Source organism: Streptomyces liliiviolaceus, from assembly GCF_018070025.1.
In the GTDB taxonomy this organism is placed as follows: Bacteria; Actinomycetota; Actinomycetes; order Streptomycetales; family Streptomycetaceae; genus Streptomyces; species Streptomyces liliiviolaceus.
The window spans coordinates 5276040-5291800 of record NZ_JAGPYQ010000001.1 but is presented as its reverse complement, the minus strand read 5'-3'; the positions used below and the strand labels follow the sequence as shown (position 1 = coordinate 5291800).

General features: G+C 70.1%; 20 protein-coding genes. 5 read left to right on the top strand and 15 right to left on the bottom strand.

Annotated features, from left to right (window positions below):
* Positions 1-91: 91 nt before the first annotated feature.
* The 4 genes from J8N05_RS23060 to J8N05_RS23045 all read right to left on the bottom strand — a co-directional run bounded on the left by J8N05_RS23060 (position 92) and on the right by J8N05_RS23045 (position 2291).
* Positions 92-541, bottom strand: a complete 450-nt coding sequence (locus J8N05_RS23060; RefSeq protein ID WP_210885462.1) for a spore-associated protein — start codon at positions 539-541, stop codon at positions 92-94.
* A gap of 237 nt (positions 542-778) precedes the next feature.
* Entirely contained in the window at positions 779-949 is a 171-nt protein-coding gene (locus tag J8N05_RS23055; RefSeq protein ID WP_210885461.1) for a hydrophobic protein, read from the bottom strand.
* 168 nt (positions 950-1117) lie between these two features.
* Positions 1118-1804, bottom strand: coding sequence for an SDR family NAD(P)-dependent oxidoreductase (locus J8N05_RS23050; RefSeq protein ID WP_210885459.1), 687 nt, complete (start codon positions 1802-1804; stop codon positions 1118-1120).
* 94 nt (positions 1805-1898) lie between these two features.
* A complete protein-coding gene (locus J8N05_RS23045) occupies positions 1899-2291 on the bottom strand; it encodes an ester cyclase (protein ID WP_210885456.1) in 393 nt (130 codons plus the stop codon).
* A gap of 279 nt (positions 2292-2570) precedes the next feature.
* On the opposite strand from J8N05_RS23045, the gene J8N05_RS23040 reads away from it, so the two are divergent.
* On the top strand, positions 2571-3179 hold the full coding sequence (locus J8N05_RS23040) for a TetR/AcrR family transcriptional regulator (RefSeq protein ID WP_210890319.1): 609 nt from the start codon (positions 2571-2573) through the stop codon (positions 3177-3179).
* A gap of 78 nt (positions 3180-3257) precedes the next feature.
* Entirely contained in the window at positions 3258-3533 is a 276-nt protein-coding gene (locus tag J8N05_RS23035) for a hypothetical protein (RefSeq protein WP_210885455.1), read from the top strand.
* 248 nt (positions 3534-3781) lie between these two features.
* Here J8N05_RS23035 and J8N05_RS23030 read toward each other — a convergent pair whose 3' ends face one another.
* The gene (locus J8N05_RS23030) at positions 3782-4804 is read right to left on the bottom strand and encodes a CPBP family intramembrane glutamic endopeptidase (RefSeq protein ID WP_247706415.1); all 1023 of its coding nucleotides are present in this window, start codon (positions 4802-4804) and stop codon (positions 3782-3784) included.
* 130 nt (positions 4805-4934) lie between these two features.
* Between J8N05_RS23030 and J8N05_RS23025 the strand changes: the two genes are divergently transcribed.
* A complete protein-coding gene (locus tag J8N05_RS23025; RefSeq protein WP_210885453.1) occupies positions 4935-6155 on the top strand; it encodes a sensor histidine kinase in 1221 nt (406 codons plus the stop codon).
* Between the two features lie 115 nt (positions 6156-6270).
* Here J8N05_RS23025 and J8N05_RS47975 read toward each other — a convergent pair whose 3' ends face one another.
* The 9 genes from J8N05_RS47975 to J8N05_RS22985 all read right to left on the bottom strand — a co-directional run bounded on the left by J8N05_RS47975 (position 6271) and on the right by J8N05_RS22985 (position 13031).
* Entirely contained in the window at positions 6271-6399 is a 129-nt protein-coding gene (locus J8N05_RS47975; protein WP_282108165.1) for an LPFR motif small protein, read from the bottom strand.
* A 494-nt stretch (positions 6400-6893) separates the two neighbouring features.
* Positions 6894-7202 carry a hypothetical protein gene (locus tag J8N05_RS23020; RefSeq protein WP_210885451.1) on the bottom strand — a complete coding sequence of 103 codons (309 nt, stop codon included), beginning with the start codon at positions 7200-7202 and terminating at the stop codon, positions 6894-6896.
* Between the two features lie 122 nt (positions 7203-7324).
* The gene (locus tag J8N05_RS23015; protein WP_247706414.1) at positions 7325-8104 is read right to left on the bottom strand and encodes a DUF1963 domain-containing protein; all 780 of its coding nucleotides are present in this window, start codon (positions 8102-8104) and stop codon (positions 7325-7327) included.
* 71 nt (positions 8105-8175) lie between these two features.
* Entirely contained in the window at positions 8176-9138 is a 963-nt protein-coding gene (locus tag J8N05_RS23010) for a bile acid:sodium symporter family protein (RefSeq protein ID WP_247706413.1), read from the bottom strand.
* A 125-nt stretch (positions 9139-9263) separates the two neighbouring features.
* Positions 9264-9758 carry a lamin tail domain-containing protein gene (locus J8N05_RS23005; protein ID WP_210885448.1) on the bottom strand — a complete coding sequence of 165 codons (495 nt, stop codon included), beginning with the start codon at positions 9756-9758 and terminating at the stop codon, positions 9264-9266.
* 108 nt (positions 9759-9866) lie between these two features.
* Complete coding sequence (locus J8N05_RS23000; protein ID WP_210885447.1) at positions 9867-10718, bottom strand: DUF4184 family protein; 852 nt, start codon at positions 10716-10718, stop codon at positions 9867-9869.
* 127 nt (positions 10719-10845) lie between these two features.
* Entirely contained in the window at positions 10846-11748 is a 903-nt protein-coding gene (locus J8N05_RS22995; protein WP_210885446.1) for a hypothetical protein, read from the bottom strand.
* Entirely contained in the window at positions 11745-12086 is a 342-nt protein-coding gene (locus tag J8N05_RS22990) for a PadR family transcriptional regulator (protein WP_407699925.1), read from the bottom strand. The genes J8N05_RS22995 and J8N05_RS22990 overlap by 4 nt, the downstream gene beginning before the upstream one ends.
* A gap of 84 nt (positions 12087-12170) precedes the next feature.
* Positions 12171-13031 carry a helix-turn-helix transcriptional regulator gene (locus J8N05_RS22985; protein WP_210885445.1) on the bottom strand — a complete coding sequence of 287 codons (861 nt, stop codon included), beginning with the start codon at positions 13029-13031 and terminating at the stop codon, positions 12171-12173.
* Between the two features lie 180 nt (positions 13032-13211).
* On the opposite strand from J8N05_RS22985, the gene J8N05_RS22980 reads away from it, so the two are divergent.
* Together J8N05_RS22980 and J8N05_RS22975 are read left to right on the top strand one after the other, a co-directional pair.
* Positions 13212-14207, top strand: coding sequence for an aldo/keto reductase (locus J8N05_RS22980; protein ID WP_210890315.1), 996 nt, complete (start codon positions 13212-13214; stop codon positions 14205-14207).
* 208 nt (positions 14208-14415) lie between these two features.
* Positions 14416-14619 carry a cold-shock protein gene (locus tag J8N05_RS22975; protein ID WP_107014587.1) on the top strand — a complete coding sequence of 68 codons (204 nt, stop codon included), beginning with the start codon at positions 14416-14418 and terminating at the stop codon, positions 14617-14619.
* Positions 14620-14715: 96 nt separating this feature from the next.
* Here the strand turns inward: J8N05_RS22975 and J8N05_RS22970 are convergent, their stop codons facing one another.
* A complete protein-coding gene (locus J8N05_RS22970) occupies positions 14716-15690 on the bottom strand; it encodes an aldo/keto reductase (protein WP_210885444.1) in 975 nt (324 codons plus the stop codon).
* Positions 15691-15761: the final 71 nt, after the last annotated feature.

Genomic DNA, 15761 nt, shown 5'->3' with positions numbered 1-15761 from the left:
CCTGGCAGAACTCGGTGAGTCCGCCAGGGCGGTCCGGGCCGGTGCGGGTTCCCGCGGGATCACGCACGCGGTGGCCGGGAGGAGCGGTGGGTCAGCGGGTCGAGGTGACCCGGTGCTCCTTGAGCGCGGCACAGTTGGAGCCGGTCACCTGCACGTACACGTTGTTGATGTGGCCGCCCCAGTCCACACAGTGACCCTTGCCGTACACGTACGCCGGTCCCGCGTACGACGTGTACCGCCCGTAGTCCTCGGCGCCCTCGTCGGTGTCGGGGACGTAGATCCAGGTGGACATGTCCACGGCTGTCCCCGGGTTCTTGCGGATGGTCGCGACGCAGTTCTCACCGTTCGAGGCGTTGTACGTCAGATACACGGTGCCCAGCGAGCCGACGGCAGCCGAGTTCACGGTCTTGTAGGCGCTCCCGCAGACCTTCTGCGGCGTGGTGTTGGGTGCGGCGGAGGCGGGCGCGGCCAGTGCGGCCGTGGTCCCCACGGACAGGGTGGCGAAGGCCACGACAGACAGGACGGAACGGTGGAATCCCATATTTCCCCCTTGTGATCTTTGCGGTCTGTTGCTCCTGCCTGGTGTGACACGCGAGGTATGGGAAGGGTTGTGCGTCACTTGCAAGAGAAGTGCGGCACGGGTGGCGCCGGTGGCCGGCTTCCCAGCGGAAAAACCCTTACTTGTCCACCGTGGAATTCTCTGCGCACGCGCATCACACGGAAATACCGAAGGGCCCCGCCGACCAAGGTCGGCGGGGCCCTTCGGTAGGGATGTTTTCTACCAGCGGTACCAACGGCCCTTGCGGCCACCGTGACCTGCGGGCCGAATCACGAAGCCCAGCAGCCACACCACCAGGACGATGACGGCGATCCACCACAGTGCCTTGAGAGCGAAACCGGCGCCGAAAAGGATCAGCGCGAGAAGCAGGACGAGAAGTACAGGAACCATGATTATCAACCTCCGGACATTCGAGTGCCCCACGAAAACTCCCTTACGCCTTCAAATAAGGGATGCATGTTTCCGAGGTTCCGGGGAATCGGCAGAACCCGACTCGCCGACCCGGGGCGTACGATCCGGCCGCGCCCGCGCGTCCACGTGCCTACACAACCCGCGCTGCTACCAAGGCAGTTCCCCGTTCTCGTCCTGGAAAGTTCCTGTCGGGCCGTCTGCGTCGAGAGTCGCCAGACGTACGACGACGCCGGCACTCTCCTGCGGAGTCCGTCCGATTCCGAACGCCGCCGTCATGTCGGTCGCGGTGGTGCCCGGTTCGACCGCGTTGAACTTGATGCCCGGCTGGGACTTGGCGTACTGGACCGTGAGCATCGTGGCCGCGGCCTTCGAGGCGGAATAGAGCGCCAGGGGCAGGCCGAATTCCGGCCGGTCCGGATTGGTCACCGCCCAGAACGATCCCGCGCTGCTCGAAACGTTGACCACGGTCGCGTTCGAGGAATTGCGCAGGAGGGGGAGCGCGGCCTCCGTGACACGTACGATCCCGACCGCGTTGGTGTCGAAGGCCCGCAGGGCCGTGGGCCCGTCGACGGCCCCGTCCCCGAGAACGCCGGCGTTGTTCACCAGGACGTCGAGGCGGCCCTCGGCCGAGTCGATCGTCGCCAGCGCGCGGCTCACCGACGCGTCGTCGGTCACGTCGAGCTGTACGAACCGTGCACCGATTTCAGCGGCGGCCTTCTGGCCCCGCTCGACGTCACGCGCACCGATGTAGACGACGTGGCCCAACGCCAGAAGCTGTCTGGCAGTTTCGAAACCGATGCCCTTGTTGGCCCCGGTGATCAGTGTGACGGTCATTGCGTGTCCTCGTGATTCAGACGGCCCTGGTGGGGCGTTGGTGAAGTGGGAAATGTTCTGCGTTCAGCCGGATCTGATCCGGTGGGTCAGCTGGTCATTCGGTCAGCTGCCGGAGAAGTTCGCCGGCGTCGTGGAGGGCGGTCATATGCACGAACCGCCCGTCGCGCACCTGGTAAATGGCGTATTCGACGATCTCGAAAGAAGCGCCGGTGGGAGCGACGCCCAGCCATTCCTTCACCGGAGTGCCGGTGTTGACCAGACGGGCGGCCAGCCGGTCACCGTCGAAGAGCAGTTCCTTGAGTTCCCAGTGAAGGTCAGGAACGGCGTCCACGTCATGCTTCTGAACGGCAAGAAGGTCGTCCCGGCTGGCCGGCTCCCCGTTCAGAGTGGTGCGGTCGTTGATGAATTCGTCCATACCGTCGAACTCGTGGGCGTTGAGTGCCTCGATATAGCGCAGGTAGAAAGCAAGCAGATCACTGTCGGCCATCAGCTGACCTTTTCTGTAGGAAGCGGATATTGATCGTCGGCGCCCTTTGAGGGGCGCGGGGAACTGTGCGCCCAGCCTTCACGTAGTCGCACAGAATTTCCGACCTGCCCCCGCCCCCGCTCTCGGGCCCACGCGACCCCCGCCGACGAGAGAGGTCCCCTCAAGAAGCCCCACACGGACATGGGTAGCCCCTCCGACTTCTGTAGCGATCGCTGCGGAAGTCAGACGGTAGCACTTCCGCAGCGATCGCTACAGAAGGAGTAGAGTGCGGGGGTGGATGTGGAGAGAAAACAGAGCGGCTCGATCGGCCGACCGCGAGGGTTCGACGCCGACGAGGCACTTGAACGCGCCATGCTGGTCTTCTGGAGACACGGTTACGAGGGAGCCAGCACCGCCAACCTGACGAACGCGATGGGCATCTCCACCACCAGCATGTACGCGGCCTTCGGCAACAAGGAGAAGCTGTTCCGCAAGGTGCTGGAGCGCTATACCGAGGGCCCGAGCGCGTACATGGCCCGAGCCCTGGAGGAGCCGACAGCCCTCGGCACTGCCACCGCGATCCTGGCCGGCACCGTGCGCACCACCACCCGCCCGGCCAACCCGCACGGCTGCCTGGGCGTCCAGAGCGCCCTGACCGTCAGCGACTCAGGTGAGGAGGTGCGCGAACTCCTCGTCGCCTGGCGCAGCGACGGCCACTCCTGTCTGCGGGAGCGGTTCCAGCGGGCCGTGGACGAGGGCGACCTGCCCGCGGACGCCGATCCGGGGCTACTGGCCCGCTACATCACCACCTTCGGCTACGGCATCGCCGTACAGGCCGCGAGTGGTGTCGACCGAGACGAACTGCAGGAGATGGCCGACGTGGCCCTGCGTAACTGGCCACCCGTCTGAGCCCCGCCCGCGTCCAAGGTGTCCCGGGCCGGGAAGCGCTGGGCCCCATTGTCAGTGGCGGGTGGAAAGCTGAATGTCGTGAATGGCGACGAGCAACTGCTGCGCGGCCGGATATACGGCCACGACCACGACGACCCCGATCCGGGCCCGCGCCCGGGCCGTTCCTACGCCGCCCTGGTCGGCGGTCCCTTGGACGGACTGCTCCTGGACGTCACCGACTGGACGCCGGAGCAGATCGCCGAGGGCGCCGCACTCTCCACCGAACTCGGCGCCTTCGGCCCCGGTGGCCGAGCCCTGTACGACCCCCGCCCGACCGACCGGAACCACTTCGACTGGTCGGGCGACAGCCCGTGACTCCCACGAGGAGACCTCCGGGGGCTGCCGCCCCGTATCGCGCTGACGGCTCGCCTTCGAACACCGGACACCGGACAGGCTGAACCGACCTAGGGGCGCGGGGAACTGCGCCACCAGCCCCACCGCACCCGCACGGCTGTCAAGATGTGGCGTTCCGGCGGGACGACCGCAAGCGCCTCAACCACCGTGGTCGGTACCGAAAGCGCCGATCTGCTCGATCTGCTCGACCTGCTCGCGGTCATCGGCACTCAGGAAGTCGTCGAACCCACGACACGCTGAGCGCGTAGCGATGCATCGGCGTCGTAACCAGGGACGGAGTACGGGCCCGGGGCGCCGAGGGAACGGGCACGGCGACGGTCGAGCCACAACACCACCGCGGTGAAAGCGACGATCACCGTGATGTCGATGGCCGCGAGTTGCCAGGGCAGATCGGCGGCGGTCTCGTCGGATTCGAGTCCGCCGACGAAGGCCGCGGACAGCGCGAACGACAGCAGGTTGTTCACCGCGTGCAGCGCGACGGCCGCTTCGAGGCCGCCGGTACGCACCGTCAGCCAGCCGGCCAGGACGCCGAAGACGACAAGGTCGGTGAACCCTTCCGGAGTGCCCCACCCGTGGGCTGCCGCGAAGAGCACCGCCTGCGGCAGCACCGCTATCCACGGTGAACGGAACAGGCCGCCCACCGCCTGCAGCAGCCAGCCCCGGAAGACGTACTCCTCCGCGGCCGCCTGGAGCGGCACCAGTACGACGAGCATGGCGAGCGCGGGCAGATACCGGTCCAGGCCGACCCAGACATCACCGCTCGTGCCCGTGCCCGACACCTCGCCATCGCCCGGTACGAGCAGCATGCCGCCCATCCCCGCCGCCACCAAGGGCAGCGCGATCAGTGCGTACTGTCCCAGTCGGCGCTTGCGCAGCCTCCCCTGGACGGAGGAGACCGTCCCCGCCGGGCGCCGCCCCACCCATCGTACCGCGAGCAGCACCACGGGAATGGCCAGAGCCAGATACGTGAGGTCCAGAGCGGTGTTCAGTGTGGGGCCGAAGTCGATGGCTTCATCGGAGTCCTCGGGGTATCCCTGGGCGCTGCCCACCCCGTAGGCCACGAAGTACACCACCATGAACAGCAGGAGCCACATGCCGATCACCGCCACGGTCCCGGTCAGCGGTCGCCACCAGCGGTGTCGCCCGGTCACATGAGCCATGCGGTGATAGGGCAGGGGCTCTCCGGCGCTGAGAACTCCGGTGGGTACGGGAGGGGTTGTCGAGAAGCTCATGGCACAAGTCTCCCGTCGGCCCGCGCACGGCGTAGGTACGGGTCCCGTGAACGACACCCGTGACTGTCACCCGTGGAGGTACGCCCGCAGGCCGATGCCCCCGCACCACGGGCGCGCCTATGCTCGCGCCATGTCAGCGCATCCAGGTGAACTGCCGCTGCTCAAGCGCCTGTCGCCCGGTCACTGGACGGCGGTCGTCTGGGGCGGGGCCATGGGTTTCGCGTGCGTCGACGAGTTCTTCGTCCTGCCGGGCGACTACGTCCGCGACAACCAGCTCGTCCCCGGCTTCGACCTGACATACGTGAGCGGTCCGATCCTGCTGGGTGCCGCCGCCCTCGTGCTGACCGCCTGTCGGCTCCTGCGTGGCCGCCCGCTCGTGGCCTACGCCCTCCTGCTGCTCGGCTCGGTACTCGGAGCGTCGCTGCTCGGTCAGGCCGCCGAGTTCCCGCTGGTGCAGTTCCTGGCGCCGGACGTCGCCCTGTACTTCGTCGCGGCCACCGCGACGCGACGCACCTCGGCCTGCGCGGCGAGCATGGCACTCACGGTACTGATGATCCCGCTGACGGTACGGCTCTCCGGGGGTGGCAGCATCAACACCGCGGCGCAGCTGGCCGTGGCCCTCACGGTGCTCGTGGCCTGGCTCCTCGGCAACTCCACCCGACAGTCCCGGCTCCATGCCGAACAGTCCAGGGCCCAGGCCGCCGTTCAGGCCACCACCGCCGAACGTCTGCGCATAGCGCGCGAGTTGCACGACATCGTCGCGCACACCATCGGCATCGTCGCCCTCCAGGCGGGTGCCGCACGGCGAGTCATCGATACGCAACCGGCCCGGGCCCGGGAGGCACTCGGCGAGGTGGAGAACGCGAGCCGGGAGACGCTGTCCGGACTGCGCAGGATGCTCGGCGCGCTGCGTCAGGCCGACGCAGCCGATGCTCCGCCGTACGGCGCACCGGGCTTGGCGGACGTCGACGGGCTGGCCGCGGCCACCACGGCGGCGGGGGTGCGGGTCGTCGTGCGGTGGCACGGTCGGCGGCGGCCTCTGCCGCCGGACATCGACCTGTCGGCGTACCGCATCGTGCAGGAGTCGGTCACCAACGTGGTCAGACACGCGGGCGCCCGCTCGTGCCTGGTGCGGGTCGACCACCGGGACACGGAACTGACCCTGGAGATCACCGACACCGGCCGTGGACCGGGCGGCGACGGATACCGCCGCACCGGCTACGGCCTTGTCGGTATGCGCGAGCGAGTCGCCCTGCTTCAGGGGGAGTTCACCGCGGGTGCGCGCCCGGACGGCGGTTTCCGGGTGGTGGCCAGACTGCCGCTACCGCAGCCGGCAAGGGTCGCGTCGTGATCACCGGGTGATCCCGCAGACCGCAGACCGCAGACCGCAGACCGCGGAGCTCGCGGAGATCGCCGTCTGCCGCAGGAACACGCGTACTCGCGGCCGCTCCTGTCGGGCCCGCCTGTCAGTGGTGTCCGCGGGCTGAGCTCGACGCGCCGCCGAACAGCCGTGCCACGGCCCGGAAAGGCAGGGTGACGACGGTCGCGACGGCTCCGCCGATGGAGCGAACTACATCTGCGATGGCCTTCAACACGGTGGTCCTCCGTACGTGGGGGCGCAGTGCGCCGGGTTGGTCTGCCGCTGTACGGCCGATCATCGGGCGGGTGCCCGGCGAGTGCCCGGGGAAACCGGCTCCGTCCGCGGGCACACAGCCGTGCGTCGGTACCGGACGAGTCGTGGGCCGTGGTCCACGCCACGGGCTCCCGGGCCCGGGCAGCGGCCGACCGTCGAGGCCGGCCGGAGCCGCATCGCCGACTACGCGGCTCCGGCCTTCGTCCTCCAGGCGCGCCCAGAGAGGCAACTCCCGCCATCTCGCACCGCCGGGGAGGGCGCCTCGCGCGAGGTCCGAGCCGGGGGAATCTGCGATCCCTCGCGCCTTCCGGCCGATGACGCGCACCCGCGCGTCGGCGGCCGGCCACGACCAGCGTCCCACCACGGGCGCGACATGTCCGCACACCGAACCGGCACATTCGCCCGCCGGGCGCTCACCACGGCTTTCCCGCGAAAAATCTGCCCGTGGACACCGGCCTAGCGATCACCGCTGTCCGGCGCGGAGATCGCGTCGGCGAGCACGAGTAGGTCGCCGTCGGCCGCGGTCTCGGCGACGCTGTGCCCGAGCCGCAGCAGCAGGCCTGACACGGCGACCTTCACGATCACCCTTATGCTGTCGTCGCTCGCAGCGCAGCCGCCCCGCTCACGCGCCAGCGAGGCGAATTCGTCCGAGGCCGTCCAGCTGACCAGGGCGCCGGACGACACCTCGGTCACCCGCAGTCCAGGGACACCGCGCTCCGCGTCGCTCAGCACCTGGAAGCCGGCCTGAACCAGAGCGAACCTCACTTGCGCGACGAGCTCGGTGGGTACATATGGCACCGGGCTCGGGTGCCCCCGAGGGCGGAGATCATGCCTCCCCGTACGCCATCAAATCCTCATGGCGTCGAGCGTGCGCCGTCCGTTCGAGGTCAGCACTGCTGCTCGTACTGGAGGTTGGCGTACCGACGTGCGGCGATGTCCTCGCGGGTGCCCACGATGAGGTTCATGGTGTAGACGTTGTAGTCGATCGCCTGCCCGGCCATCTGTGCGAAGAGCACGAGGTCGCCCTCGTCCGGTGCCACGTCCCACGAGTTGGAGAATCCGCCGATCTGCACGGTGACGCCCGGGCGGTTCCCGCCGGAGGCCGCGTCGAGGACGGCCTCCTCGAAACGGTCCAGCGCGTCACCCTTTCCGCCGTCGTCGAGGAAGGCGCGGGTGGCCGGCGAGTCCCGCCAGTCCTCGTCGAGGGTGAGTCCGGCCAGGGGGTACAGGGTTTGTGGTTCATAGACCGTCACCTGCATGGGCTCACCGTCGAACTCGTACGTCGGGGCGCGCTCGGTGGTGGGTGTCCCGGCGGGAACGTGCAGCACCACGGAGGACTCCGGCGGGTACTCGATCTCGGTGAAGAGCAACAGATGGCCGTCGGCGGGCAGTTCGATGTCCAGGTTCCCGGGTGGCAGGGCGGCGCAGTCGACGCTGAGCACCAGCGGCCCTTTCCCCTCGGGCCAGCTCACCCCGTCCGGCAACGAGGGCAGTCCGCCTGTCCGCGCCGCCGGACGGGCGTCCTCCTGCCGGGACTTGGGAAGTTCTTCGTACGGCACCAGGTAGAGGCACGGCCGGGAGCGGGCCGTCAACTCCTGTGCGACGGGGGCGGGAACGCCGTACTCGGCGGCTGTCTCGCGAACGAACTGCTCGTCGATCGATGTCATGCCCGGGATCGTGCCACCAGCCACTGACAAGCCGTGCCGGGCTCCACCGTGACGTCGGCTCCGGGGGACGGTCAGGGCCGTCGGCGTGACAGCCAGGCGGCGGCCAGGGCGCCGGAGATGTTGTGCCACACGGAGAAGACGGCGGCGGGCAGCGCGGCCAGCGGACTGAAATGGGCGGTGGCCAGTGAAGCCGCAAGGCCGGAGTTCTGCATGCCGACCTCGAAGGCCATGGCGCGGCTCGCCGGCTCGCCCATCCTGGTGAGCCGTCCCGCGCCGTAGCCGAGCGCCAGCCCGAGACCGTTGTGGAGCACGACGGCGACGAACACCAGGAGCGCCGCCGACTTGATGGCGTCGGCGCTGCCCGCCACGACCACGGTCACGATCACACCGATGGTCACGGCGGACAGCCAGGGCAGCACGGGCAGGGCTCGCTCCACATAGCGGCTCGCCAGCAGCCGGACGGCGAGTCCCGCGAGGACCGGCAGGAGCACGGTCTTGAGGATGTCGACGACCATCGAGCCGGCGTCGACGGGCAGGTACTCGCCTGCCAGCAGCAGCGTCAGCGGGGGAGTGACCAGCGGGGCCACGAGGGTGGAGACGGTGGCCACGGAGACGGACAGCGCCACGTCACCGCGCGCCAGATACGTCACCACGTTGGAGGCGGTGCCGCTAGGAGCGCAGCCGACGAGGATGACGCCCGCCGCGAGCTGCGGAGGGAGCTGCAGCAGATGGGCGATGAGCCAGCCGAGTCCCGGCATGATGACGTAGTGCGCGACCAGCCCGAGGGCCACCGCCCAGGGCCGTCTGGCGACACCGCGGAAGTCCTGCGGGGTCATCGTGACGCCCATGCAGAACATCACCACGCCCAGCAGGTACGGCACCGACTCGCCCCAGCCGGCGAAGCTGCCGGGGAGCAGCAGCCCGGTGGCTCCCGCGGCGAGAACGAGGACGGGGAAGAGGGTGACGGCGCGGCGCGCGGAGCGGTCGCCTGCGGTGTCGAGGGTCGCGTGCTGTTCGGGTCGTTCGGTACTCACCGTGAGAGACAACGCCTGGTCAGGGCCTTGATGCAAGCCTGTCTCGCGATGTGATCACGGGGCCCGGGCGCCCTCCCGCGGGAGATCCGGTGGGAAGTCCCGCGGGAGGGCACCCGGGCGGTGTGTCAGCCGTGGTAGGTGATGTAGCCGTTGCCGTCGCGGTCGTCCGCGCGCTTGGTGTAGGAGTGGACGTCCGCCCTGGCGCCGCTGGGCTTGTACAGGTAGATGGTGTCCTTGTCGTTGTTCCAGATGAAATTGCAGTTCTGGCGGTACACGACATTGCCGGCGTCGGAGTCGGTGCCACGTCCGCCGCGCAGCTTCACGTAGTCACCGGGCTCCAGCTTGTGACTGGCCGTGAAGGTGAACTTGTTCCCGGTGGCGTCCTTGACGACGTAACCCTTGAGGTTGACCGTCGCGGTGCGGGAGTAGTTCTTGATGGTCAGGTACTCGTTCTTCGTGTTCCCCCCGGAACAGCGGTTGGAGTCGGCCCCGGGCGCGTCGTACTGGACGCCCTTGACCTTCAGCGCGGACGAGTACTCGGCCGCCTGGGCGGTGCCGGTGGAGAGCGCGGCAAAGGTGCCGATGGTGACAACTGCGGTCAGCGCAGAGCGTATGCGCATGAGAAGACCCCCCTAAGTGGTGCGGATGAAGCTGTTGGAGCATACCTAATGTGAAGTTAAAGCGTTCATTGTGTGCGAAATGTGTAGACGGGGGCCTCGACTTGCCCTTCACTTCGGGGCGTTCCCTGTCGGGCGGGTCGCGGCCACCGCCCTTCGGGGCGATGTGACGGTGTGCCAGATCCACCATCCGGTCGTGTGGAGGGCCGCGAGGCCGATGAGGGCGACGCCGGCGCCCTTCGCCGCGTCGGACAGCACCGCTTCGACCGTGACGCCGAGCGGCGGTCCGCTCGTAGTCGCCCGGGCGGCGGCGAGCCACCAGGCGCGGGCGACCGCTCCGACGATCGTGATCAGGGCGATGGCGAGGACGGCGAGATTCCGCGTCGCATCGCTGGGGCCGGTGCGGACGGTGTCGGTGACCAGGTGTGCCCGCCTGCGCCACACGTACACCCCGGTGGCGGTCAAGCCCCCGACCGTGCTCGCGTGTTGCAGGGCTCGCGCCCAGGTGAGGCTCCCCACGAGAGGGGAGGTGAGCCAGGGCGCGTGGGTGACGAAGAAGCCGTCGTGATGGGTGAAGGCGTCCCAGGCCAGGTGGGTGGCGATGCCGATCAGCGCGGACAGGGCGATCCACCCGGCTCGGCGTGCCTGCGTGCCGGCCGTCCGGGGTGGCGGCGCGTGGTCGGGTATCGGCAGCAGGGATGCCAGCGGGCGATGGCCCACGCGCAGCAGGGCCCAGAGTGCGAGGGCGTACGGCAGGGAGACGGTGACGGCGCCGGAAGCGGTGTGCGAGGTCGTGGCGTTGGTGAAGGGTTCGTACCAGGACTGCGCGCTGACGGGCAGGCCCGTGGTGACCACGAAGTAGGGCATGTCCGGTGCGAGGGCGCCGGCGACCAGCGCGGCCCGGCCGAAGGGCCGTCGCAGCAGCGGCAGTACGGCCGCGGGGTGGGCCAGGGTGAACGGCATGGGTGTCCTCTCGCGCGGACCCGGCAGATAGTCCGTCGAGCGGAATGCTACGTCAAACGGACTATGGGGTCGCACTCGGCCGCGGCAGGGCGTTCAGACGGGTAAGGCGGCCGTACGGAGCCTTCGTTCAGACGGCGCCGCGGCCGGTTCGTCCCAAGCGGCCGGCCAGCGGGGCGATCACCGCCGCGGTCGCGAGCGTGCCCGCGAGCCACAGGACGGCGGTCGTCCCACCCCACGCCGTGACGCAGGCGCCGGAGAGCAGGGGTGGCGACACCAGGGCCATCACTCCCAGCTCAAGGCCGCCTCGTGAGCCGCTGCGCCAGGTCAGCGCGACACCGGTCGCGGCCAGCACGAGCACCGGCCAGCACCCGTGGTCGGTGCTGACCCATGGCACCGCGTGCGCGTCGACGGCCGCGCGCGGCACGACGACGAGCGCGATCACGGCGCCGGCCGTACCCGCCCGGCCCGCCTCCGTCGCCTCCAGGCGTCGGTCCGGCGGGCATGCCAGCAGCACGGCCGCCGTCAGGACGAACGCGACGGGCGTGACGACCGGGTCACCGAACGCCGGTCCGCTGACCACCGCGGCCGCCGCGAAGGAGATCAGCCCGGCCACCGCGAGGGGCACCCCCGCGCGCCACCGGCCGGTCAGCGCCACCACCGCCCCCACACAGCCGATCAGCGACGAGACGAGCAGCACACCCCACACCCCGTCCAGGTCGACTCGAAGCTGCACCGGGAGCGGGGTGGGGGAGGAGACCAGAGCGGCGTACCAGCGCACGAGATGCAGGCCGCAGGCGGCGGCGGTGGCGGCCAGGGCGAAGGGGTACGCCAGAGCGAGCACCCGCGCGGCAGGAGCGGCCGGCCCCAGGCCCAGCCGCATCCTCGTCGCGTGCGCCGCCAGGCCCGCGCCCTCGCGCAGCCGCGAGCCCAGCGGTTCGCCCAAGGTCAGCTCGCGGTAGGTCGCGGCGATCTCCCCGCCATGAGCCCGTCGGTAGGCCGCGGGATACAGCCGCAGCACGTACTCGATCAACGGGTGGCGGCCGACGGCCGGGTGACGGACAGACGGCGCGTGGCTTCCTCCGCCGTCGCGGCCAAGCGCTCGGCCTCCGCCGCCAGGCGCTCCCGCCCCGACGCGGACAAGGTGAAGATCCGCCGCGCCCGGCCGTCGGCGACCTCCTCGCGTTCGACGGCGATCAGGCCGTCGGCCAGCAGGCGGTCCAGGGCCCCGTACAGGGCGCCCGTACGCAGCACGACACGACCGTCGGTCATCGCCCTGACCTCCTGCGCGACGGCGTATCCATGGCGCGGTGCGTCCGCGAGGGCGGTCAGCACCATCAGGGTCGGCTCTTGCATCGCACGCTCACTCACCCCTCGACGATAGTCACTCCGCCGGACCGTCTCAACGAGGTGCGCGGCCGCCGGGCAGGCATCGGGCCGGGCTGCTCGGGTGCCTCACCGCACGGGCGGGCCGGTGGGGCCCGTGGGGAACTCCTGGACGCCGAGGACCCTCAGCAGGTCCAGCCGCTCGCGGGTCCCGGCGTCCGCCGGGGTGAGCACCAGCAGCTGCTGGCCCTGATCGGGGGTGACCAGGGTCTCGCAGTCCATCGTCAGGCGGCCCACCCTCGGGTGCAGGAACGTCTTGCGGTCGGTGCGCCGGACCGCCACCTCGTGCTCGGTCCACAGCCGCCGGAAGTCCGCACTCGCGGTCTGCAGCCGTTCGACGAGAGCGGCGACCGCGGTGTCGCCCGACCGGCGGCCGACCGCCGCGCGCAGGTCCGCCACGAGCCGGCGGCCGTGGTTCTCCTGCTCCTCGGGCGGGCAGACGGCGCGGGCGGCGGGATCGGTGAACCAGCGGTACACGACATAGCGCCGGTCGCCGGAGATGTCGGTGAGGTCGCCCATGAGCAGATGGGCGGTCCGGTTCTGGGCGAGGATCTCGCCCAGGTCGGACAGCACCAGGGCCGGGGTGTCCCCGAGCAGGTCGAGCATGCGGATCAGGCCCGCACGGGCCAGCCGGGCCACCCCCTCGGCGGGCGGGGGCCGGTGGCCGGCCAGGTGGAAGAGGTGGTCGCGCTCGTCGTCGGAGAGACGCAGCGCCCGGGCCAGCGCTCCCAGGAGCTGCGTCGACGGCTGACTGCTGCGTCCCTGTTCGAGGCGTACGACGTAGTCCACCGACATCCCGGCGAGCATCGCCACCTCCTCCCGGCGCAGACCGGCGGTGCGGCGGCGCGGACCGTCGGTGATGCCGACCTCGGCCGGGCGGATCGACTCCCGGCGGCGCCGCAGGAAGTCGGCGAGCTGATCACGTTCCATACGGCCATGGTCCCTCGCGCGGGCGGGCCGAGCCAGGGAGCGGCGCTCCCAGGATGAACGCTCCGCTCCCGTACATGGCCGCGCCGACCCACAGTGGGTGGCGTACCGACGACCGAGGAGAACGTGATGACGACGGACAAGGCCATGACCACGGAGAAGGCGACGACGGCGGAGAACGCCATGCCGACACGGACCCTGGGGAGCACCGGCCCGGCCGTCTCCGCGCTGGGCCTGGGCGCGATGGGGATGTCGGGCGCCTACGGCGCGGCCGACCGCGCCGAGAGCATCGCCACCGTGCACGCCGCGCTGGAGGCCGGGGTCACGCTGTTCGACACCGCCGATTTCTACGCGATGGGTCACAACGAGCTGCTGCTCGCCGAGGCACTGCGCGGGCGGGACCGGGACAGCTACCGGCTGAGCGTGAAGTTCGGCATGCTGCGGGGACCCGGCCCCGATTTCGGCGGGCACGACGGCCGCCCGGAAGCGGTGAAGAACTTCCTGGCCTACTCACTGACCCGGCTGGGCACCGACCACATCGACATCTACCGTCCGGCCCGGCTCGACCCGGACGTGCCGATCGAGGAGACGGTGGGCGCGATCAAGGAGATGATCGACGCCGGATACGTACGGCACCTCGGCCTCTCCGAGGTCGACGCCGCGACCGTCCGCCGGGCGCACGCCGTGCATCCGGTCGCGGACCTCCAGATCGAGTACTCGCTGATCTCCCGCGCGGTGGAGGCCGACGTCCTCCCCGCGCTGCGGGAACTCGGCATCGGACTGACCGCGTACGGCGTGCTCGGCCGCGGTCTCATCTCCGGGCACTGGTCCGCGGACCGTGCCGCGGGCCCCGGTGACGGCCGCGGCTTCAGTCCGCGGTTCTCCGACGGCAACGTGGAGCACAACCTCACCCTCGTGGAGGCGATGCGCGGGATCGCCGAGGCGAAGGGGTGCACCGTCGCCCAGCTCGCCATCGCCTGGGTGGCCGCACAGGGCGAGGACATCGTGCCGCTGGTCGGCGCCCGCACCCGGGAACGGCTGGCCGAGGCGCTGCCCGCGCTGTCGGTGGACCTCACCGCGGACGACCTGGCCGAGATCGAGAAGGCGGTGCCGCCGGGGTCGGCACGGGGCGACCGATACCCTGCCGCGTTCATGTCCGGCCTCGGCGTGGGGAACTGACTCCGGGCAGCCCGCGCGACGCGGTTCGGATCATGGCCCTTGTTCCCTGGTGGTAGGCGGTTTCGCCGTGTAGCGTCATCCCCAGATGTCGTGGTTCGCAGTACCTGCCCGCGCTCCGGTGCGGGCATTTTGCTGTGCAGTGCAGGACCAGGGCGATCACCTCCGGGCCCACGCGGTGTGGGTCCGATATCGACTGGAAGGCACGCGCATGGCCAAGGGAACTGTGAAGTGGTTCAACGCCGAGAAGGGCTTCGGCTTCATCGAGCAGGAGGGTGGCGGCCCCGACGTCTTCGCCCACTACTCGAACATCAACGCCTCCGGCTTCCGTGAGCTGCAGGAGGGCCAGGTCGTGAACTTCGACGTCACGCAGGGCCAGAAGGGCCCGCAGGCGGAGAACATCACCCCCGCCTAGTCTCACAGGCAGTCGTCGGTGGCCCCCGGAACGCATGTTCCGGGGGCCACCGTGTTTGTCTGACACCTCATGACATGCGCCGCCGCGGCGGCGGCGTCAGCGCTCCATGACCCGCATCTGGGCCTCGGTGTGGGTGTCACCCGCGGCGGGCGGAAGGCTGCTGAGCCGGGCGAGTTGCTCGTCCGTGAGGCGCACGGCGTCGGCGGCGGTGTTCTCCTCCACGCGGGCCACACGCCGGGTGCCGGGGATGGGCGCGATGTCGTCGCCCTGCGCCAGCAGCCACGCGAGGGCGACCTGGGCCGGGGTGACCCCGATCTGCACGGCGACATCGGCGACCTGGTCGGCCAGACGCAGATTGTGCTGGAAGTTCCCTTCGGTGAACCGGGGGTTGTCCGCACGGAAGTCGGTCGAGTCGAACTGGTCGGTGGAGCGGATCGCACCGGTCAGGAAGCCGCGCCCGAGAGGGGAGAAGGGGACGAAGCCGATGTTCAGCTCGCGCAGCACGGGCAGCACACGGGCCTCGGGGTCGCGCGTGAACAGTGAGTACTCGGACTGGACCGCGGTGACCGGATGCACCGCGTGGGCGCGGCGAATGGTGTCGGGCCCCGCCTCGGACAGGCCGATGTGCCTGATCTTGCCCTCGGCGACGAGTTCGGCCAGGCAGCCGACGGTGTCCTCGATCGGGGTGCCGGCGTCGACGCGATGCTGGTAGTACAGGTCGATGTGATCGGTGCCCAGGCGCTTGAGTGAGCCTTCGGCGGCGGCGCGGACGTTCTCCGGGCTGCTGTCCGTGGGCCCTGAGCGGCCGGTGTGGGAGATCAGACCGAACTTGGTCGCCAGTACGACCTGGTCCCGGCGGCCCTTCAGGGCGCGGCCGACCAGTTCCTCGTTGACGTACGGCCCGTAGACCTCGGCGGTGTCGATGAAGGTGACGCCCAGTTCCACTGCGCGGTGGATGGTACGGACGGACTCCGCGTCGTCGACCCCGGCGCCCGTGTAGCCGTGGGACATGCCCATCGCACCCAGACCGATACGGGAAACGTCCAGGTCACGCAGTTCGATGTGCTTCATCGCTGTTCCTCTTCTCGTGGTCCGCCGACGCGCCGACGTCCATTCTCCGGCAGGCGGCCACGACGCGCCCC